General features: G+C 29.0%; 27 protein-coding genes. All 27 read right to left on the bottom strand.

The genetic code is table 11. The features are described from left to right. Positions 1–305 (bottom strand): AAA family ATPase (locus Q0V15_RS00560; RefSeq protein WP_297435040.1); only part of this gene is annotated, 305 nt, incomplete at its 3' end. Between the two features lie 112 nt (positions 306–417). Beyond that, entirely contained in the window at positions 418–1,719 is a 1,302-nt protein-coding gene (locus Q0V15_RS00555) for a pyrimidine-nucleoside phosphorylase (protein WP_297435039.1), read from the bottom strand. 150 nt (positions 1,720–1,869) lie between these two features. Next, on the bottom strand, positions 1,870–2,742 hold the full coding sequence (locus Q0V15_RS00550; RefSeq protein WP_297435038.1) for a site-specific tyrosine recombinase: 873 nt from the start codon (positions 2,740–2,742) through the stop codon (positions 1,870–1,872). A gap of 52 nt (positions 2,743–2,794) precedes the next feature. Further along, positions 2,795–3,412, bottom strand: a complete 618-nt coding sequence (gene spoIIM / locus Q0V15_RS00545; protein WP_297435037.1) for a stage II sporulation protein M — start codon at positions 3,410–3,412, stop codon at positions 2,795–2,797. A 201-nt stretch (positions 3,413–3,613) separates the two neighbouring features. Continuing rightward, complete coding sequence (spo0A, locus tag Q0V15_RS00540) at positions 3,614–4,432, bottom strand: sporulation transcription factor Spo0A (RefSeq protein WP_297435036.1); 819 nt, start codon at positions 4,430–4,432, stop codon at positions 3,614–3,616. Between the two features lie 183 nt (positions 4,433–4,615). Further along, complete coding sequence (spoIVB, locus tag Q0V15_RS00535) at positions 4,616–5,722, bottom strand: SpoIVB peptidase (RefSeq protein WP_297435035.1); 1,107 nt, start codon at positions 5,720–5,722, stop codon at positions 4,616–4,618. A 151-nt stretch (positions 5,723–5,873) separates the two neighbouring features. Further along, positions 5,874–7,577, bottom strand: a complete 1,704-nt coding sequence (recN, locus tag Q0V15_RS00530) for a DNA repair protein RecN (RefSeq protein ID WP_297435034.1) — start codon at positions 7,575–7,577, stop codon at positions 5,874–5,876. Positions 7,578–7,593: 16 nt separating this feature from the next. Further along, positions 7,594–8,043: an arginine repressor gene (locus Q0V15_RS00525; protein ID WP_297435033.1), complete on the bottom strand. Its 450-nt coding sequence runs from the start codon at positions 8,041–8,043 to the stop codon at positions 7,594–7,596. A gap of 1 nt (position 8,044) precedes the next feature. Continuing rightward, complete coding sequence (locus tag Q0V15_RS00520; RefSeq protein ID WP_297435032.1) at positions 8,045–8,890, bottom strand: NAD(+)/NADH kinase; 846 nt, start codon at positions 8,888–8,890, stop codon at positions 8,045–8,047. A 12-nt stretch (positions 8,891–8,902) separates the two neighbouring features. Beyond that, positions 8,903–9,712, bottom strand: a complete 810-nt coding sequence (locus tag Q0V15_RS00515; RefSeq protein ID WP_297435031.1) for a TlyA family RNA methyltransferase — start codon at positions 9,710–9,712, stop codon at positions 8,903–8,905. Between the two features lie 74 nt (positions 9,713–9,786). Further along, positions 9,787–11,646 carry a 1-deoxy-D-xylulose-5-phosphate synthase gene (gene dxs, locus Q0V15_RS00510; protein ID WP_297435030.1) on the bottom strand — a complete coding sequence of 620 codons (1,860 nt, stop codon included), beginning with the start codon at positions 11,644–11,646 and terminating at the stop codon, positions 9,787–9,789. 24 nt (positions 11,647–11,670) lie between these two features. Beyond that, positions 11,671–12,546, bottom strand: coding sequence for a polyprenyl synthetase family protein (locus Q0V15_RS00505; protein WP_297435029.1), 876 nt, complete (start codon positions 12,544–12,546; stop codon positions 11,671–11,673). Beyond that, on the bottom strand, positions 12,546–12,764 hold the full coding sequence (locus Q0V15_RS00500) for an exodeoxyribonuclease VII small subunit (protein WP_297435028.1): 219 nt from the start codon (positions 12,762–12,764) through the stop codon (positions 12,546–12,548). The genes Q0V15_RS00505 and Q0V15_RS00500 overlap by 1 nt, the downstream gene beginning before the upstream one ends. Before the next feature lie 10 nt (positions 12,765–12,774). Next, a complete protein-coding gene (gene xseA, locus Q0V15_RS00495) occupies positions 12,775–13,974 on the bottom strand; it encodes an exodeoxyribonuclease VII large subunit (protein WP_297435027.1) in 1,200 nt (399 codons plus the stop codon). Further along, positions 13,975–14,811: a tetrahydrofolate dehydrogenase/cyclohydrolase catalytic domain-containing protein gene (locus tag Q0V15_RS00490; protein WP_297435026.1), complete on the bottom strand. Its 837-nt coding sequence runs from the start codon at positions 14,809–14,811 to the stop codon at positions 13,975–13,977. It abuts the gene before it with no gap. Positions 14,812–14,834: 23 nt separating this feature from the next. Next, positions 14,835–15,296 (bottom strand): transcription antitermination factor NusB, encoded by a 462-nt coding sequence (gene nusB, locus Q0V15_RS00485; protein ID WP_297435025.1) that lies wholly within the window; start codon positions 15,294–15,296, stop codon positions 14,835–14,837. Between the two features lie 113 nt (positions 15,297–15,409). Continuing rightward, complete coding sequence (locus Q0V15_RS00480) at positions 15,410–15,793, bottom strand: Asp23/Gls24 family envelope stress response protein (protein WP_297435024.1); 384 nt, start codon at positions 15,791–15,793, stop codon at positions 15,410–15,412. 88 nt (positions 15,794–15,881) lie between these two features. Continuing rightward, positions 15,882–16,403: a SpoIIIAH-like family protein gene (locus Q0V15_RS00475; RefSeq protein WP_297435023.1), complete on the bottom strand. Its 522-nt coding sequence runs from the start codon at positions 16,401–16,403 to the stop codon at positions 15,882–15,884. Positions 16,404–16,426: 23 nt separating this feature from the next. Beyond that, positions 16,427–17,035, bottom strand: coding sequence for a stage III sporulation protein AG (gene spoIIIAG / locus Q0V15_RS00470; protein WP_297435022.1), 609 nt, complete (start codon positions 17,033–17,035; stop codon positions 16,427–16,429). Positions 17,036–17,038: 3 nt separating this feature from the next. Further along, the gene (gene spoIIIAF, locus Q0V15_RS00465) at positions 17,039–17,602 is read right to left on the bottom strand and encodes a stage III sporulation protein AF (protein ID WP_297435021.1); all 564 of its coding nucleotides are present in this window, start codon (positions 17,600–17,602) and stop codon (positions 17,039–17,041) included. 1 nt (position 17,603) lies between these two features. Continuing rightward, on the bottom strand, positions 17,604–18,791 hold the full coding sequence (spoIIIAE, locus tag Q0V15_RS00460; protein WP_297435020.1) for a stage III sporulation protein AE: 1,188 nt from the start codon (positions 18,789–18,791) through the stop codon (positions 17,604–17,606). 3 nt (positions 18,792–18,794) lie between these two features. After that, entirely contained in the window at positions 18,795–19,184 is a 390-nt protein-coding gene (gene spoIIIAD / locus Q0V15_RS00455; RefSeq protein ID WP_297435019.1) for a stage III sporulation protein AD, read from the bottom strand. Between the two features lie 9 nt (positions 19,185–19,193). After that, a complete protein-coding gene (locus tag Q0V15_RS00450; RefSeq protein WP_297435018.1) occupies positions 19,194–19,388 on the bottom strand; it encodes a SpoIIIAC/SpoIIIAD family protein in 195 nt (64 codons plus the stop codon). Between the two features lie 21 nt (positions 19,389–19,409). Continuing rightward, positions 19,410–19,928 carry a stage III sporulation protein SpoIIIAB gene (gene spoIIIAB / locus Q0V15_RS00445; protein WP_297435017.1) on the bottom strand — a complete coding sequence of 173 codons (519 nt, stop codon included), beginning with the start codon at positions 19,926–19,928 and terminating at the stop codon, positions 19,410–19,412. Positions 19,929–19,941: 13 nt separating this feature from the next. Continuing rightward, positions 19,942–20,826, bottom strand: a complete 885-nt coding sequence (gene spoIIIAA / locus Q0V15_RS00440; protein ID WP_297435016.1) for a stage III sporulation protein AA — start codon at positions 20,824–20,826, stop codon at positions 19,942–19,944. Between the two features lie 143 nt (positions 20,827–20,969). Next, entirely contained in the window at positions 20,970–21,329 is a 360-nt protein-coding gene (locus tag Q0V15_RS00435) for a hypothetical protein (RefSeq protein WP_297435015.1), read from the bottom strand. Positions 21,330–21,389: 60 nt separating this feature from the next. Next, positions 21,390–21,950: an elongation factor P gene (efp, locus tag Q0V15_RS00430; RefSeq protein WP_297435014.1), complete on the bottom strand. Its 561-nt coding sequence runs from the start codon at positions 21,948–21,950 to the stop codon at positions 21,390–21,392. Positions 21,951–22,157 lie beyond the last annotated feature (207 nt).

Below are 22,157 nucleotides of genomic sequence, written 5' to 3'. Positions count from 1 at the left end.
ATTTCGTCAATATATAATACAACTCCATTATAATTTAAAAGATTATCAAGATTATTTACAATTTCGTGTATATCCTTAATTGAAGCTGTTGTTGCATTTATTTTATAAAACTTTTTATCTGTATACTTTGCCATAATTCTAGCAAGAGTTGTTTTTCCTGTCCCTGGTGGTCCATAAAAAATAGAATTTATTAAAGTTTTATTTTTCAAAAGATTATTAATTACCGTACCTTTTGATATAATATGGCTTTGTCCTACCATTTCATCTATATCAGTAGGTCTCATAAGTTCTGCAAGTGGTTTCACAAATAACTCCTCCTTTTGAATTTTACTAATTAATATTTTACTATACATTAAATATTTTTTATATATAATTCAAAAAAGGTAGTGCTTTTATGCACTACCTAATATATTTAAACTATCTAATTACATCATAGATTAATGGAAGATTTTCCACACTATCACTAATTTCATAATTCTCAAGTATTTTTTCTACTGCTCTCTTACCTTTTTCTAAATCATTAGCATGTACATAGGCTAAAACATCACCAATCTTAACTTTGTCTGCTCTCTTTTTATTTAGAACCATTCCAACAGCCATATCTATTATACTTTCCTTTGTAGCTCTTCCTGCTCCAAGTTCCATAGCTATAAGTCCCATATTTTCAGCGTGTATTTTACTAACAACACCCTCTTTTAAAGCTTTAACTTCTAAAACAAACTCTGCTTTTGGAAGTTTTGATGTATCATCTATAACATCAATTTCTCCACCTTGTGCTGCTACAAACTCTTTAAGTTTTTCTATAGCTTTACCTGAAGTTATAGTTTCTTTAAGCATATTTCTTGCCTCTTCAACTGTTTTAGCATGTCCTGAAAGTAAAACCATATTACTTCCAAGTTCTAAGCATAATTCAACTAAATCAGCTGGTCCATTACCTTTTAATGTTTCAATAGCTTCCTCAACTTCTAAAGCATTTCCTATAGCAAGACCAAGTGGCTGATCCATATCTGATATAATCGCTATTGTATTTCTACCAACATTAGTACCTATATCAACCATCTCTCTAGCTAAAATCCTAGCATCCTCTGCTGTTTTCATAAATGCTCCATCTCCAACTTTTACATCTAAGACTATAGCATCTGCTCCTGAAGCTATTTTTTTACTCATAATACTTGAAGCAATTAAAGATACATTATCTACAGTTCCTGTAACATCTCTAAGTGCATATAATTTTTTATCAGCTGGAGCTAAATTTCCTGTTTGTCCTCCAACAGCTATTTTAAGCGTATTTACATTATTTATAAATTTCTCATTAGTCATCTCAACAGAGAATCCTTTGAATGTTTCAAGTTTATCTATTGTTCCACCAGTATGCCCAAGTCCTCTTCCAGACATTTTTGCTACTGGAATCCCAAGAGCTGCAACCATTGGTGCTAAAACAAGAGTTGTTGTATCACCAACTCCACCTGTTGAATGTTTATCTACCTTTATCCCTTCAATCTCTTTTAAATCAAGAATATCCCCTGAATTAACCATTGCCATAGTTAAATCAGCAGTTTCTCTCTTATTCATCTTATTAAAGAATATTGCCATCATTAATGCTGATACTTGATAATCAGGAATTTTATTATCTGTATAATTTTCTATAAAATAATTTATTTCCTGTGTTGTAAGTTCTTTCCCCTGTCTTTTCTTTACAATTAAATCGTACATTCTCATAATATATTCCTCCTATGATGTTTTTGGTAACCTTTTCATATGTTATATACTAACAGAATAAGTTCTTTTTTTCAATCTATGTAAACGCTACAAATTGTAAACTTTTGAAAATGAAAAAAAGGCATCTCAGCCTCTTTTTCGATTTAATAGTTATGCTCTTGGATGTGCTTTCTTATATATAGTATTTATTTTTTCATTATTAATAATTTCATAATACATATCAATATAAGTCATAACTTGATTTCCTAAAAGTTCTTGAACAACTTTTGCATTTGCTCCATTTTGAAGTAAATGAACTGCAAAAGAATGTCTGAAAGTATTTAAATTAATATCTTTATTGATATTTGCAAGAACAGAATATTCTTTTACTATTCTCCAAACACCTTGTCTTGTTATAGGATCTCCACTCATATTTAAAAATAATTTTTCAGTAGTTCTAACTGTCTCATCTCTAAGCGAAACATACTTCTTAATTGCATCCTTAGCTTCTCTTCCTATAGGTATTAATCTTTCATAATCTCTATTATCCTTGCACTTAACAAATGATAACTCAAGATTCACATCATCTATATCTAGTCCTATAAGTTCTGATACCTTCATCCCTGTCGCATACATAAGTTCAAGTAAAGCTTTATCTCTTACGCCCTTCTCTGTACTTATGTTCGTAGTATTCATAATTTTATTAATTTCATCAATACTTAAAACAACAGGTTTCTTTTTCTCAACTCTCTCTCTTTTAATACTAGTTTCTGGAACATGTTTTAAATTTCCCTCAGCTACTAAAAAATTGTAAAAGTTTCTCAAAGAAATTATAGTTCTTTGAATAGACGATGGTGATTTGCTCTTGTCATTAAGATTTTGAATATATGACATAAGTGGATACCCATCTTCATTAACAACTAATTTTTTTTCTTCAACAAAATCTAAATACATAGACACATCTGTAATGTAAGCACTAACTGTATTTTTTCTCTTCCCAATTGATTGTAAGTAAATCTCATACTTTTTCACCAAATCTCTCATATTAACTCCTAACTAAAATGTTATTACATAATTATTTATATTATGAAAATCTCTAACTAATTACTATTTTTGCTAAATTAGGTGAAATATATGTTTCAACAACTATTCCAAGTATAATTATTACACTTAAAATCCCTTGTACCATCAAATACTCTTTACCATTAAACTCACTTCTACTTCCTTCATTCTTAAGTGCCTTAACCCTTATAATAGAGGCTTTCATAGATAATACACTTATCAGCATCATTATAGGAACAAAAATAATATTTTGTATTATAAGGGTAGCAAACATAATTCCTATTCCCCCTGTCCCTAGAACTGTTATTACTAAAGATAATGTAAATCCAAGTATATAACCCTTAATTAAATTAATTACAAGTACAAAAGGGAATCCAATTAATGTATACCCAAGAACAATAATAATAAATATAATAGGTATAATTCCTTTAGCACTATTAATTAAAATTGACATATAATCTATTTCACTTGTTTTCATAAATCCTAAAAAACCATTAAAATATCCTCCAAGCTCCACCTTTCCTATATCACTCATATAATAAACTGTATAACAGCCAAGTACTATTCCTATCAAGAAAAATAATAATATCCACATAAAAATTATTCTATTCTCTGCTAAAACTGATTGTATCTTTTTCAATATATTCTTCAAATATCTCAACCCCTTTACTTTAATATTATTCTTTACATAATAAATTTATTACCTATTATCTAAAATTATGTTAATCAAATTTTTAATATTTTATAAAATAAAAAAAGACACATTTTTAATCATTGCTTAAAGTAAAACAATAATTAAAATGTGCCCTAATATTTAATATAATTTCAAATTTTATTAATATTCATTATTATATTAACTTACTTTATTTTGAAGTCTAAGTTTATCTGCGACCATAGCAATAAACTCTGAGTTTGTTGGCTTCCCTTTTTCATTGTGTATTGTATAACCAAATATTTTGTTTATAGCATCAATTTGTCCTCTTGACCAAGCAACCTCAATAGCGTGTCTTATCGCTCTCTCAACTCTTGAAGCTGTAGTATTAAACTTTTTACCTATAGATGGATATAACTCTTTTGTTATAGCTGATAATAATTCCATATCATTTACAACCATAGTTATAGCTTCTCTTAAATACATATATCCTTTAATATGAGCTGGAACTCCAACTTCATGTATAATACTTGTAATTTCTGCTTCTAAATCCATAGGCTTTCTTCTTGAATTCATAAGCGACTCTGAAGAAATTTCCATAAATGATGAATGTCTCATGCTGTCCTCACTAGAAATTGTATTATTAAACATTTGTCTTATTCTCTTTATAAATACATCCATATCAAAAGGCTTGACAACATAATAGTCTGCACCTAGTGTTATAGCTCTTTGAGTTATTTTATCTTGTCCAACTGCTGATAATACTATAATTCTTGGTATATTACTTATAACGCCAGTATTTAACTTTTCTAAAACACCTAACCCATCTAAATGTGGCATAATAATATCTAAAATAACCAAATCAGGTTTCTTACTTTCAATAAGCTCTAATGCTTGAAGCCCATCATTTGCTATCCCAACAACCACTATATCTCTTTGATTTAATAAATAATCATTTAGTATATTACAAAATTCTTTGTTATCATCTGCTATTAAAACTGAAATTTTTGAATCGTTCATAATTTGTCTCCCCCTACCACTTTTACCATTTATTGTATTTTTTTACTTTTATTCACTTTTATTTAAATTCGACAAAAATTATTCAAATCCTTTTTTTTTCTAAATTTTTTCAAAAAAAATATACTAAAGAACATTTTAATGTATTCTTTAGTATATTATAACACATTTTGGTAATACTCTCACTTATTTTATCAAATTCGCATCATTTAACATATTCTCTATATAAATTCCATATCCAACGTTCGGTTTATTTACAAGTACATGCGTAACAGCACCTATAATTCTTCCATTTTGTATTATAGGACTTCCACTCATTCCCTGTACTATGCCTCCTGTTTTTGCTAAAAGTTCTTCATCTGTTACTTTTATAAGCATATTTTTATTTGGCCCCTTAGCAGTTCCAATAACTTTTTCTATACTTATATCATAAAACTTTGGTCCTTGTTCATCTGTCGTTGTTATTATCTGTGCATTACCCTCTTGAACTTCATTTTTAAATCCTATCTCATATAACTTACTACTTTCATTAAATCTATTCATATTTTTAGCATCAACAACACCAAATATTCCAGTTTCAGTATTCTTCCCAACAGTACCAATAGGCATTTTTTCATTAGTAAAAATACCTTTTAATTCTCCTGGGCTTCCAACTTCCCCCTTCCTTACATTGATAACAGTTGACCTTATAAGATCACCCTTTAGAACACTAAGCACCCTCTCAGTTTCAGAATCAGTTATAGGATGCCCCAGACCTCCATACACCCCTGTATTTTCATCAACGAACGTTAATGTCCCAATCCCAGCTGTGGAATCTCTAACCCACATACCAAGCTTGTAATTACCTAAGTTATTTTTCAACAGATTTACATTTTTAATAATTTCACTACCATCTCTATTAACCTTTACTGCTACTGTTCCTGTTTCACTTTCATTCACATTTTTCACAAGTTCTTTAGATGTATTTATACTTTTTCCATCTACACTTAATATTGTATCACCAATATTAATTCCTGATGATTGTGCTGGGCTTTTAATTATTTTCCCATCTACAGATTCTATATCCGAAAATGAAACAACCAAAACACCTTCTATTGAAATTTTCACTCCAATATTATCTCCACCAGCATACACCTTTAATCTTTCATTATTAGCATGTTTTTCATTTGCTAGTACTGACTTCTGCTCTCCAATATTCATAAAAAGCAGACTTAACGCAAGTACTGAAGATAAAAGTAAACTCATAACTATAAAATTTTTATTAAAAACTCTTTTTTCCTTATCTTTCATCATTTATCTCCTCCTTTACATTATTAGCTTTCCCTAGAATCCAAACATTATGTTGTATTAACTTTGTTAGTTTCCCCAAAACTTATTTAAATATGTGAAAATTTATCAAATAATTTTAAATATAGAAAAAAAGTAGAACTAATATTAATTAGTTCTACTTTTTACTCTTTATTTCTTCTTTTTTACTTTCAGTAAGATCAATCATATCCCTTGCATTTGCTAGTGCACTCTCTGTTAATTTAACTCCACCAAGCATTTTTGCAATTTCTATAATTTTATCTTCCTCACCAATTTTATTAACCTTTGAATATGTCTTTCCATTTAATATCTCTTTAGATACAAAATAATGTTCATCAGACATACTTGCAATCTGCGGTAAATGACTTATACAAAAAACCTGATGTTTAATTGAAATCTCATACATCTTTTCAGCAACACTTTGTGCTATTGACCCACTTATTCCAGTATCAATCTCATCAAATATAACCGTAGGTATATTATCTTTATCAATAAACACAGCTTTTAAGGCAAGCATAATTCTTGATAATTCTCCACCTGAAACTATTCGTTCCATGGGTTTCATTGGTTGACCTGGATTAGTTGATATAAGAAATTGAACTTTATCTTTACCAATATCACTAAAATTATCCTCAAGTGTAACTTCAACTTCAAACATACATTTCCCAAGACCTATATATTCAAACTCACTTTTTACACCATTTTTTAAGATTTTTGCTGCTTTACACCTCATATTATGTAAATCTAAAGCTACTGAATCTAATTTGATAACTTGTAATTTTCTTTTTTCATTAAGTTCTTCTATAATTCTCTCACAATCAACCATTTCAATAAGTTGAATTTCTAAATCTTTAGCATAATTTAGCACTGCTTTTTCTGACTCTCCATACTTTCTCTGTATAGAAGCTATTTGATAAAGTCTACTGTTTATTATATCAAGTTCACTATCATCATAATTTATACTAGAATTTTCATCAGAAATTTCTCTTGAAATCTCTTCAAGTTCATAATAAATATTACTAACTCTTGAATTAATTTCTTCAATCTTCTTTGAATGAACTTCTACACTTGATAAATCTTTATTGATATCAGACACATAATCTATAATAGATTGTCCATTTAAAATTGACCCACTAAGTTTATCATATGATAAACTTAGTGCCTTTCCGATTTTCTCTGAATTAGATAATATATTAAATCTCTCTCTAAGTTCATCTTCTTCGCCAATTTTTATATTAACAGCTTTAATTTCTTTTAACTGAAAATCTAAATAATCTATTAACTTTTCATTTTTACCTTCTTTACTAAGTAAATTAATTTTTCTATCAATTTCTTTAAGTTTTTCATATTGAACTTTATATTTTTCTAATTTAAGTCCAAATTTTTCATCACAAAAAGAATCTAAATAGTTTATATGCATTTCTTTATTTAATAAATTCTGATTATTATGTTGCCCATGAATATCAACTAATTTACTTGTTATTCTTCTAATATCACTAAGTATAAGAGATTTTCCATTCACCTTACTAACGTTTTTACCATTACTAAAACTCTCTCTTGATATTATAAGTAAATCATCACATTCAACTTCTAATATCCCAAGTATTTCTCTAACTTTAGATTCTTTTCTTACACTAAAAATAGCTTCAACAAAAGTTTTATTTGCTCCTATTCTTATAAGATCTTTATTAAATTTACTTCCTAAAACATAATTTATAGAATCAATTAATATTGATTTACCAGCACCTGTTTCACCTGATAAAATATTAAATCCATCCTTTAAATCTAAACTTACACTCTCTATAAGCGCAAAATTTTCAATTGATATTTGTAGAAGCATCTTACACCCCCAAAACTTAATTCATCATCTTCTCTATGCTTTTAACAAGCTCTTCAGCTTTATTATTATCTCTTAGTAAAATAAATATATTATTATCGCCCGCTATAGTTCCTGCTACTTCTCCAAGTCCTAAACTATCAATAGCCTCAGCTGCTGCACTAGCTGAACCACTTAAAGTTTTTACAACAACTATATTATTTATATTCTCTACTCCATTAACAGTATTTTTAAGTATACTTGCTAATTTATCAAGAATATCATTAGTTTCACTTTTTATTATTGAATACTTATACTTCCCTCTTGAATCTTGAGTTTTTATAAGCTTTAATGACTTAATATCTCTTGAAACTGTTGCTTGTGTTACATCAAAACCTGCATTCTTTAATTCTTGTGCAAGGTCTTCCTGTGTTTCTATTGCTTTTTTACCTATTATTTCTATTATTTTAGTATGTCTTTTAGACTTCATATTATATCCCCTTTAATTTTGGACTTCTTCGAAATATTTTTTTTCTTAGAACCTCAAAATATTTATTTTCCATAAATGAAATTACTTTAAATGTAGTGTGTGCTTTTAAAATTTTTATCTCATCATCTTTTTTAAGTTTTATAGACTTTTGTCCATCTATCGTTAAATAAACTTCTTCTATTATCTGTGGCTTTATTAAAATCTCACTATTCCCATTCACAATAAGTGGGCGTGAGTTAAGATTATGAGAACATATAGGAACAATAGATATAACATCTAAATCTGGGCTTATAAGTGGTCCTCCTGCAGACAGTGAATAAGCAGTTGATCCCACAGCCGTTGAAATTATAAGTCCATCACTATTAAATTCTGTGTATTTTTCATTATTAACAAAAACCTCATATTCTGACATTCTTGACAGAGTTCCTCTTGCAATTACGGCATCATTTAATGCTCTATTACCTTCAAACTCTTTATTATTAATAAGTACTTTTATCATAATTCGTTCTTCTATGCTAAAATTCTTTTTTCTTATATTTTCAAGTGCTTCATCTATGTGTGTTAATTCTATACTAGATATAAAACCTAAATTCCCAATATTAATTCCAAGTATTGGACATTTTAATATATGGGCATAATTTCTAGCAGTTCCAAGCAGAGTTCCATCTCCACCAAGTACCATTAATATATCTAGCTGACTTAATTCCATTTTATCTAAATTATCTAAATGCCCCATTACCGATATGCTATCAGGGCATAAATACTCGTTGGTCTTATCAATAACTAATTTTTCAATTTTATTATCTAAATCTTTACTTTTATTAATTAAAATTCCAACTCTTTTCATATATCCTCACTTTTACAAAGTAGTATGTGAAGCACTTACTACTTCCTCGATTATATTAAAATCAAAATCAATCTGTTTTTCAGCAGATTTTTTTAAATGTATAAGATATTCTCTATTACCTTCCGGTCCTTTGATAGGTGAGAAGTCTATATTAAGTATTCTTAAATTATGATCTAATGCATAATTAACTATCTTTTCAATAACTTCTATATGTGTCTGTGGATCTCTTACAACACCTTTTTTACCAACTTTTTCTCTACCAGCTTCAAATTGTGGCTTTATAAGTGCCATAACCTCTCCATCTTCCTTTAAAAGACCTGTAACTGCTGGCATTATTGTTTTAAGTGATATAAATGATACATCTATTGAAGCAAAATCACATTCATCTGGCACTTGCTCGTTAGTTGCATATCTTACATTTGTTCTTTCAAGACATACAACTCTCTCATCAACTCTCAGTTTCCATGCAAATTGACCATATCCAACATCTATTGCATATACTTTTGAAGCTCCATTTTGAAGCATACAATCTGTAAATCCACCTGTTGATGCACCAATATCCATACAAATAGTATCATTTAAATCTATACCAAAGTTTTTTATAGCTTTTTCAAGCTTATATCCACCTCTGCTAACATATGGCATCTTTGAACCTTTATAGTCTATAACACCTTCAACATCAACTTTTTCTCCTGCTTTATCAACTCTTTGATTATCAATAAATATTTCTCCTGCCATTATACTTCTTTTAGCTTGCTCTCTTGATTCAAAAAAACCTTTTTCAACTAAAAGTACATCTAATCGTTCTTTCTTTTTAGCCATAATATTCTCCTTTAATATAAAAGACCTGCCACTGCTTATAATTAATTTATTCCCTTTTAATATATTTTTAAACTCTAAAACTCTAAAATTTTAGCTTTTATACTATTAGGGTCTAAATTATTTTCAGCATATAACATATCTACTTTACCATGCTCTATAAATCTATCTTCATATGCAAGTAATTTTATTTTTCCTTTGTAATTCTTCGTATTTAAATATGATAATATACTCTCACCCATTCCACCACTTAAGATTCCATCTTCAACTACAAGAATATTTTTATTCTCCATAGCTAGTCTATCTAAGAACTGCGTATCTAAAGGCTTAATAAATGTTGCATTTACTAGTTCTATATTCTCATTACTTTGTATACTATTTATAGCTATTGCAGAATGTTGTAGCATTTTACCACTAGCTATTACAGTTATTTTATTTCCTACTTTTATAGTATCCCACTTTCCTAGTATAACATCACTTATAGGCTTTAGTGAAAGATTATCATAATCATTTCCTCTTGGGTATCTTATTGCTACTGGTTTTCCAAAATTCACCGCCCATTTAAGCATAGGTTCAACTTCTTCAACCATTTTAGGTGCAATAATTGTCATACTAGGAATTCCACCTAAATATGATACATCAAATATACCTTGATGTGTTTCTCCATCTTCACCAACAATCCCTGCTCTATCAATAGCAAAAACTACTGGCAGTTCTTGTATACATACATCATGTATTACCTGATCATATGCTCTTTGTAAAAATGTTGAATAAACTGCAAATACAGGTTTCAATCCTGATGTTGCCATTCCAGCAGCCATTGTAGTAGCATGTTGCTCGGCAATTCCTACATCAAAAAATCTATCTTTAAATTCTTTAGAGAAGTTTTTAAGTCCTGTTCCATCTGGCATTGCTGCTGTAATAGCTACAACATCTTTATCCTCACTAGCTAAATTAATCATTGCATCTCCGAATGCATTAGAATAATTTTGCTTAGTTTTAGAACCCTTTAAAACTTCACCACTTGAATAATCAAATGGTCCTACTCCATGAAACTTATTTGGATTTTCTTCTGCAAAATTATAACCTTTTCCTTTTTGAGTTATAACATGTATAAGAACAGGTCCATCAATTGCTTTTGCATTTGCCATAATTTCATTTAAATCTTTAATATTATGTCCATCTATTGGTCCAAAATATTTAAGGCCCATATTTTCAAATATCATACTTGGTACAATTAATTGTTTTATACTGTCTTTTATTTTCCCAAGTGATTTAGCTATACTTTTCCCTGCACTTGTACCATTTAAACTGGCATTCACATCGGCTTTAAACTTATTATAACCTGGGTACTGCCTAAGTTTATTTAAATGAGCTGAAAGTCCACCAACATTTTCTGAAATAGACATTTGATTATCATTTAATATTATAATCATTTTCGTCTTATTATATCCTATATCATTCAGTGCTTCTAAAGCCATTCCACCTGTTAATGCACCATCCCCAATTACTGCTATAACATTAGAATTTTCCTTTTTCACGTCTCTTGCTCTAGCCATACCTATAGCTGCTGATATAGATGTACTACTATGTCCTGTATCAAAGAAATCATATTTGCTTTCTTTTCTTTTTGGAAAACCACTAAGACCTTTATATTGTCTTAGTGTAGTAAAATCATCTTTCCTATCAGTTATAAGTTTATGAACATAACTTTGATGTCCTACATCCCACACAACTTTATCATTGTCGAAATCAAAATTTTTAAATAAAGCAAGTGTTAATTCTACAACACCTAAATTGGATGCAAGGTGTCCTCCTGTTTTCGATATATTATCAATTAGAAACTCTCTTATCTCCTGTCCAAGAGTTTCTATCTCTTTTTCCTTTAAATCTTTTATTTTGTATTTCCCCTTAGAATTGTTTAATATCTCTATCATTGAATATCAAATCCTTTTCAACTATTATTTTTTTCGCTCAAGTAACATTAATGTTAGTTCCTTTAGAATTTCAATATTTCCCTCTATATCGTTTAACAACTCTACACATTCATTTGTTAGCTCTTTGCATAATTTTTGGCATTGCTCTAGTCCGTATAATGATATATAGTTAGTTTTTTCATTCTCTACATCACTATTTGCAGTTTTACCTAATATTTCTGTTGTTTGTGTAACATCTAAAACATCATCCTTTATTTGGAATGCAAGTCCTAGAGAATCACCAAATAATGATAGTTTTTCAATATCTTCATTACTAGCTTTTCCCATTATAGCACCTGATAATATGGCAGCTTTAATTAAAGCTCCAGTCTTATTTTTATGCATGTATCTTAATTCATCTAAAGTTAGTTTTGTTCCTTTACCTTCTGACTCTATATCAACAACCTGACCACCAATCATTCCATCAGCTCCTGCTGCATTAGATATAATTTTAGAAGCTTTTACAGCCTGCTCACCATGTTTTAATGAATAATCAAATAAAATATTCATTGCTTCGTTTAAAAGCCCATCACCAGCAAGTATTGCAAGTGATTCTCCAAAAATAACATGATTTGTTGGCTTTCCTCTTCTTAAGATATCATCATCCATAGCTGGCAAATCATCATGTATTAATGAATACGTATGAATCATTTCAAGTGCCATTGCTATATCTATAACATCATCTAAATTATCATTATAAATTCCGTAAGAAAGCATTGTAAGTATTGGTCTTATTCTTTTTCCACCTATATTTACACTATACTCCATAGCTTTATATAAATTTTTATTATAGCTACCTTTATCTTTAAAGTAATTTTCTAGAGATAAATCTATTTTATCTTTGAGGTTCTTTATTTTCATTACTCTTCTCCTCCAAAGTTTTGTTCTACTCCATTATTTACTATTTTAATTTTTCCTTCTACAGAATTCAACTTTTTATATAATTTATTTAAAAGTTTTACTCCTTCTTCATAATTCTTTATAGATTCATCAAGTGAAGCTTCTCCATTTTCCATATTATTTATTATATCTTCTAATTTGTCATAAGTTTCTTCATAACTATCTATTTTTCTAGCCATCAAATCACCTCTATTCCAAAAATTCAAATAATCCTTTTGCTTCTCCATCACTCATTTTTATGTTAATCTCAGTAGTTTTTGAAAGGTCGGAAACACTGTTTAGAACAGTTCCTTTCTTATTACTTACTATTGAAAAACCTCTATCTAAAACGTTTAAAGGATTCATGCTACTTAGTAATTTATTACAAGTATTTATCTTTTCCTTTTCTTTCTCTATTTTAGATTTTATAAGTTTTTGAAGTTCTTTTTCTATACCATTTATTTTTTTTCTTTCAAGCTCAACCACCCTACTTGGATGATTCGCTTCAAGAACTTTAGATATATGTGTAAGATTCATACTTTCTATTTCTATAATTCTTTGTATATTTCTCTCTAAAATACTTTTTAGACCATCTATTTTAGATTTTTCCTCACTAATGACTTTAACACTAAGCTCTGCAGCTACAGATGGTGTAGAAGCTCTTATATCACATACAAAGTCAGCTATAGTAAAATCTGTTTCATGGCCTACTGCTGATATTGTTGGTATTTTACTATTAAATATTTCATAAGCAAGTTCTTTATCATTAAAAGCCCAAAGTTCTTCTATTGATCCACCACCACGTCCTATTATTATAGTATCAACATTATCTTTATTATTAAAGTACTGCATACCATCAATTAATGTTTTTTCAGCTGCAAGACCTTGAACTTTTGCTGGATATACTACTATATCAACCAAACTATTTCTTCGCCTTATAACTTGTATGATATCTCTTACCGCTGCCCCAGTTGGAGATGTTATAACTCCTATACGCCTTGGAAACTCTGGTATTTTTCTTTTATATCCTGTTTCAAAAAGACCTTCTTCTTTAAGTTCTTTTTTCATTTTTTCAAACTTTTCAAAAAGCTCTCCAATTCCAAGATTCGAAATTTCTCTACAATAAAGTTGATAATTCCCTTCTTTTATGTACAATGAAAGCCTAGCTCTTATACCTACTTCCATTCCATTTTCTAGTGGGAAATTCAAATTAACTGCGTCACTTTTGAACATAACGCAGTTAATTTTACTTTCTCCATCTTTTAATGAAAAATATATATGACCACTTGAATGAAACTTCAAGTTAGATACTTCACCTTTAACAGATAAATTATTCATTATAAAGTCATTATCAACAATCCTTTTTAAATAATTATTTACTTCTGATACTGTTAAAGTTTTTAATTTCATTTATCTCATTCCCTCGCAAAGATTTTTAAATAATAATGTTGTTGTTAAAGCTCCAACCCCACCAGGTACTGGTGTTATATAGCTAGCTATATCTTTAACATCTTCAAAATCTACATCTCCAGTAATTTTACCTTCAAATTTAGTTGTTCCAACATCTATTACCACTGTATTTTTACTAATATATGAACTATCTACAAATTTAGGTCTTCCTATAGCAACAACTACTATATCAGCCCTTTTTGTAATTTCTTTTATATCTTTAGTTTTAGAATGGCATATTGTAACAGTTGCATTTTCATTTAAAAACATTTGAGCAAGAGGTTTTCCTACAATATTGCTTCTACCAATAATAACAACATTTGCTGATTCAAGTTTTATATTATAACTCTTTAACAGAGTTATTACACTATATGGTGTACAAGGTTTATAACTATCTTCACCTTTATAAAACTGTCCTACTGTACTCTCTGATAAACAATCAATATCTTTTTCCGTACTAATAAGGCCTGTTATATATGCTTCATCAATATGTAAAGGAAGAGGTAATAATAACATTATTCCATCTACCTCTTCACTTTTGTTTAATTTATTTATTGTTTCTTCTAACTCACTTTGCTTTATATCATTTGAAAATCTCACTTTTTCAAACTCTATACCTAAATCTAATGCTATTTTCTCTTGAAAGTTTTGATAATAAATAGATCCACCATCTTCACCTACTAATATAGATGCTATCTTTGGAACTGATTTACCACTTTCTTTTCTCCCATTTACAAATACCCTTATATCAGACTTTATATCTTCTGATACTTTTTTACCATCGATTATTGCCCCCATATACCATTCTCCTAACCATTAAATTATTCTACTATTTCTGCTACAACCTCTTCTTCTATCTCTGTATCATCCATATCTTCTGCTTTATAAACCTTATCTAATAATCCATTTATAAATGCTACTGATTTTTCATCAGAGAATTCTTTACAAAGCTCTATTGCTTCGTTTATTGAAACTTTTGCTGGAATATCATCTTCTTTATAGAAGAACATCTCAAATACAGATAATCTAGCTATTGCAATATTAACTTTTGATATTCTGCTAAGCTTCCAATTAACTAATTTACTCTCTATTTTAGAATCTATTAATTCTTTATCTCTCATTATTCCTATTAAACAAGTTTTTATGTATGATAAATCTATACCTTTTTTCTCTATATCTTCATTTTCCATGAATGTATCAAATACATCACCTGCACTATCCTTTGTTATATCCATTTGGTAAATTAATTGCATTAAGTACTCTCTTGATTTCTTTCTATTCATAATTGTCCTCCTAAGTTTTTATCTTGCTTTTTAACTATATCTTAGTTAGTTATATATTATCTTACCCTATTTTGTCAACAAGCAAACACCCTCTGCAACACAGAGGGTGTCTTTTATCTCTCTTTAATTTCATTCTCTTCTTCATTCTTTGAAATAATTATGTTTTGTACTACTACATTTACAGCCTTAATACTAAGTCCTGTAATTGCTTCAACAGTTCTCTTGATGTTTTCTTGCACTTGCATTACAGTTTCAGGAATATTTATTCCATATTTTACAACAACGGCAATTTCTATTACTGCTGCATCTGCTTCCATATTTACTTTAACAGATTTCCCAATATGTTTTTTTCCTTTTAACTTGTTTGCTAAGCTTTTTGTATCTGCATCAACAATCCCATCTATTTCAGAAGCTGCAATAGCTGATATAACTCCTATTACCTCATCAGAAATTTTAACTATTCCGAGGTTATTATTCTCTTTATCCATTTGATCCATAAAAGTGAACCCTCCTACCCTAGTTTTAATTCTAAAACTTGTTAATTATAGCTACATTATATCAAATTTGCTATTACAATACAATTACTTATTTAGCTTCTATTTGAACATCATAAACTTGTGCAACCTTTTTAACAATATCTTGAATCTCTAAAACTTTTTCTTCTGTTAACTTCTCTTCTGCAACAACTACTCTAGCTTTTTCTCCATCAAGAAAACAAATTGCATCTTTATATCCCTTACTTTTAACCTCAAGCTCTATTCTGCTTTCTAAATCTCTATTAGTTGTTTTATCTGTTAGATTTTCTGTTGCTGAATCTTTTTGATCCTTTGATGTATTTTCATCTGCAATTATTGCTTTTAAAGTTTCTATAGCTTTTTCATCTTCTTGCTCTCTTACACTTCTTGTTTCATAAAAATAATTTCCATCTGATTTAGTTTCTTCTTTTTTAACTTCTTCTTCCTTACCTTGCTCTTTCATAGTTAATGCAAGATCACCATTTTCAAGTTTTGTGTTTACATTATGTGCTAGAACTCCTACTCCTAATAATAATACTAACAATGAAGTTAATATCATTGCCTGTTTGCTGTTAATACCTTTGTAATTCATATAAATACCCCCGTAAATTTAATTTATTTTGATTCTTCCATTGGAAAAATACTTACATCTTCTAAACTTATGTCATACAAACTAGCAACTGCTTTACTTATTTCATATTTAACCTTGCTATCTTGTGCCCCCTGTGCAACTATCATAACTCCTGTAACCTCTGGTTTCTTAGTTTCTAATATATATGGTGAATTTCCATCTTCATCATTTTTCATCACCACTTTATCATCATCTAAAGCCTCTGTATTAACTCTTTTTCCACCTTCGCTATCAGTTTCTTCTGTTGTGCTCTGTTTATTATTATTATCTGTTGCTGGTACTTTTATCTCACTTCCACCAAATCTAAGCATAACTTCTACATTCCCAACACCCTCTATTTTGCTTAATATCTTGCTCAGGTCTGTTCTTTGCTTTTCTTCATACTCATGGTCAATTGTTGGTATACTTGCATCTTCATCACCATTTAAAATAGTAACTTTTCCCTCTTCCTTCTTAGATATATTATTTATGTCTCCTAAATATGACAATCCAAAACCTATTATTATTAGAACTAAAAGTATAATTAATAATGGTCCTACTTTTTTATTTTTTTTAAGTTTCCCAAGTATTATTTCAATTTTATTATCCTCCAAGCACTATCCCTCCAAAACACTTATTATTTTTTCATCTATTTCAAGGGTTTTACCCATAAATGACTTTATTTTTTTTGATAATTCACTTTCTATTTCTTTAATCACATCACCAATTTGCACTTTCTCAACTTTATCAATCTTTGATTTATCTCTTTTACTAACACTTACCTTCACACTATTAAAATCAGTATTAAAAGTATCTAAATTCATTTTTGCATCCATTTTCACCTTAAACTTATATTCTGTAAATTCTTTCTCTAAAAGATTTTTGCACTCATCTTCTAGTCTTTCTACAACAAATGATGTGCTACTTTCTTTTTCATAAAAGCTTTCCTGTAAGCTTACTGTAAGCTCATTATCAATAGCATTTTCTATCTTTCTTGCAATATCGTTTGTATTTCCACCTAGAAGTTTTACTATAGGAGTTAACATTACGGATAATATTATTAAAGATAAAACAAACTTTTGATGGCTTTTTATTTTATTTTCCGGCAGTATCATTTCTACTGCCACTATAAACACGCACATGCTAGTTAGTGTTATAGCAAAACTCTTTAAATACTCCATCTTATCCTCCTACTACAAATCCACCTGCTGAAGACATTATTGCTATTACTATAAAAAACATAATACTTATACTTGCAATACATGCAAATACCATAGTCATAGCATCACCTAGTGATTCTATAGCACCTACAAGCTTTTTATTTGCAACTTGTTGTACAAGTGCTTCTGTTAATCTACAACTAAAAATCATCATTGCAATTTTTATAACTGGGTATAACATCATTCCTATTATTGCTACAAGTCCAACAGAACTTATCGCATTTTTTAATACTAAAGAGTACCCTGCTACTGTTGTAATTGCATCTGAAAAAGATTTACCTACAACTGGTATAAAATTATCAACTGCAAACTTTGCTGTTTTAAGAGTTACAGCATCAATTGTATTTGCACTTATCCCTCTAATTGCCATAATCCCAACAAATACTGTCAGTAAAATCCCTTGTGACCATGCTGCTATATACTTAAAAAAATCACACATTTTATCAAGATTTATATCATCCGATAAATTATTTACAAACTCTAGTGCAAACTTTATAAGTATTAAAGGGAATATAAAATCTATATATATCTTTGGTACAATTGACACAAGTAAAATAACTATTGGATCCATTGTAACTGCTGAAGTAATCCCACCTGCCGTAGATAATAAAAATATTAAAACAGGCATTAGAGCACCCATAAAACCGACTAAATTATTTATTACATCTTTAGCTATTCCAAGCCCTAATAAAAATGTTGAAGTAAGTAGCATTACTGCAAGTGCATAACATGCAAAAAATGCAACTTTTGAAACTGTTTCATTATCAAAAGCATCTTGTAAACATTCAAGCAAAGAACTTAAAAGTGCTATTACTATAAAAGCTGTAAGAAGTTTTAACATCACGAGTAATTCTTTAAAGAAAAATGATACAACACCTTTTAAAACTTTAGATATTTCTACAGGTGATTCTCCAGTTTCTAAAAACTTTTCAACATATTCTTTTGCACTCATCCCCTCTAGCATTTCAACTTCAGAATTCATATTATTTATATATTCATAAAACTTTTCTATACTCACATCTGTTTCAAGTTCCTGTTTTGTACTTTCAAAACTATCTTTTAGCTCAGTATCATTAGCAAGGCATATAACACTAAATCCACTAAACATAATAAAAAAACTTAAAATAAACCTTACGAGTTTCTTATCCATAAATCACCTCAATATGCTTAAAATTGAATTTAATACACCTGTAAGTATTGGGATTGCTAAAAAAAGTATCATTATTTTTGCTGCAACAGCTACATTTTTTCCAATATCACCCATTCCAAGGCTATCACATATAGAACCACAAAATGTTGCTACATATGAAATTCCAATTATTTTCATAACAATTTCTATATATAAACTATCTATACCTGCTGTATTTGCCATATCTTTTATAAAGTTTATTATTTGACCTATATATGGTAAAAATAAAGCAACTATCATTGTAATAACTAATATTTTAATCATCGAACCTGTATTTTTGTGTATATTACATATAATTATCAGAATACAACTTGCAGCTATTGCTAAAGCACTTACTTTAATAATAAATTCCATAATCTTCTCCTAAAACATAAATATAGTTTTTACTTCATTTAATAAACCTGCTATTTCATTTACTATAAGACCAAGCATTATTATTATTGCCACTATATTTACACCCTTTGCATAATTGCCTTTGTCGCATATTTTTAAAATTTCATCAACTATAAATAAAAGCACTCCAACACCAGCAAGTTTAAAAATTAAACTTAAATCCATATCTTCTTCCTCCCATTCTATCTATATTAAGAAAATAGCTATCATAAGCCCAACACTAACACCTAAGTATTTATACATTTTACAGCTATCTGAATACTCTTTTTCTGCAATGTTTACCCTTTTTGAAAGCTTTTCTTTAGCTAAAGCAAATATATGTTCCTGCCCTAAAATATCTGTGTCCCCAAGTGATTTTGATAAATCTAAAATTATATCAAAATCTTCTTTTGTCATTGCAATTTGCTCTTTTTGATTATTTAAAGAAATTGAAAATGCGGTTTTTATATCATCCATTTCTCCATTTTCTAAAAGACTCGCTGTATCTAAAAATATATCTGCTACAACTCCATCTGACTTTCTTCCTACCATTTCTAAAACAACTGGTAGTGGTCTGTATGAATATACTATCTCATTCTCCATATCTATAAGATTTCTCATAAGTTCTGAAAGTTCTAAATATCTCTCCTTAAAACTTTCACCGTATACATAACCTATAAGCGAACAAATAAGTACAATCGCTACTAATATTATTATTTTAAACATTTATCCCTCCAAATCAGACATCATAGACCTCTTCTATACTTCCAGCTCCATTTTTAGCACTTAAAACAATTACTTTCTTTATAAGTTTTTGTTTTAAAACTTCTCTAAAAACTTCTCTGTTATATAAATCATCTACACTATTTCCATGCAAAGTACATATAACATTTACTCCCGAATTATATGCTGAAATTATCCCTTCAATATCTTTATCACTACCAATTTCATCACAAATTATAACTTCAGGTGACATGGTTCTTATTGCCATAATTAACCCTTCTTCTTTTTTACAGTTATCATATACATCCGTTCTATCACCAACATCCATCTGTGGAACACCTCTGTAACATGATGCTATTTCACTTCTCTCATCAATTATCACAACTCTTTTTCCTTTAAGTCCAAGCTTTGAATAACCACTTGATAAATTTCTGCTTATATCTCTAAGTATTGTAGTTTTTCCACAACGTGGAGGAGATATTATAAGAGTATTATTAACTCTCTCACCACTTATAATATGCCTCATAACTTTATCAGAAGAGCCTATTACTTCTCTAGCAATTCTTATGTTAAGTGAACTTATGTGCTTTATTGTTTTTACTGAGTTTCCTTGCATAATACACTGTCCCGCAATACCAACTCTATGTCCTCCATCAACAGTTATATATCCCTGTCTTATTTCATCCTCAATGGCATATAATGAATAATTACTTATTTTTTGAACTATTCCCTTTATATCCTCACTTGTTGCTACATAAGGTTTTACTATTTCATTTCCATTTTCTATAATCCTTAATTTCTTCCCTATGCCTATACGAATTTCTTCTATAGTATTTTTTTTATTTAGTTCACTTATCATGCTAGCTATACTCTTTGGTAAAAGTCTTAAAATTTTCTCCACTTAATCCCTCCTCTCACCTCTTTAAATTAATACTACTTTACATAAAAAAATATTCCTTTTAATTGAAAAAAACTCTACAAAATTTATGTAAAGTTTTTTTAGGCATAAAAAAAAGACATCATCACTGATATCTTCTTAATTTGCTAACTTATTTGATTTGTACAATATGGACATTGTATTTTTTCTTTATTCTTAAGTACTGAATTTTCAACAAATATTGGTTTATCACAACTTAAGCATTTAATTTCAATATATTCATCTGCTTGATCATCTAAATCATCAAAAGATACTTCTTCAAAAAGTTCTTCTTGAACATTAGATAAATCCTCATTTATAAATGATAAATCTTCAGCTATGCTTTCAACATTTACTTGCATACCCTCAACTACATCATATAATCCATTAACTACCTCTAGCATCTTACGATTAAAGATATTATCCATATCCTTATTTTCATCTAGAATAAATTTAAGCTGAGTTAAATTTTCACGAATATTATCCATTTATACACTTCCTTATATTAAATATGCTAAGTTCAAAAGAACTTAGCATTATAGCATTAATTATCTTATTCTTTCCATGTACTCACCAGTTCTAGTATCTACTCTTATAACGTCTCCTTGTTCTACGAACATTGGAACCATTGATGTAGCACCTGTTTCAAGTGTAGCTGGTCTTAAAGCATTGTTTGCTGTATTACCTTTTACTGCTGGGTCACATTGTGTAATTTCTAATTCAACGAAGTTTGGTGCTTCAACTGAGAAAGCATCTTCTTTGTAGAATTTAATTATTGCTGACATATTTTCTTTTAAGTATTTAATAGCTGTTTCAACTTTTTCAAAGTTAAGTGGAATTTGCTCATATGTTTCATTATCCATGAAGTAGTATAATGCTCCATCTGAATAAAGATATTGCATTTCTTTTCTTTCAATTACAGCCTCTTGTAATTTATCTGTTGGGTTAAATGTTCTGTCAATTGCCCCACCAGCTATAACATTTCTTAATTTAGTTCTTACGAAAGCTGCACCTTTACCTGGTTTAACATGTAAGAAATCTAATACTGTAAATACTTGTCCTTCAATCTCAAAAGTTGTTCCTTTTCTTATATCACCTGCTGATATCATAAATATCCCTCCAAAATCTATAAATTCATTTATAGTATAACCTTAATATTATGAATAATACACATTATCTATGTAGTAAATTATACTATGAATAATTTGATAATAATTCCTGCTTTATGCAAAGCAACAACCCTAATTCTAACAAATAGTACCTGTAAATGCAATTACTTTAAGAAATATTATCTCAATTTTTAATTATAATCTCAA

Source organism: uncultured Clostridium sp. (assembly GCF_947036855.1).
In the GTDB taxonomy this organism is placed as follows: domain Bacteria; phylum Bacillota; class Clostridia; order Clostridiales; family Clostridiaceae; genus Sarcina.
Note: the sequence above shows the minus strand (reverse complement) of the source record. Positions and strands in the feature narration are given on the sequence as shown.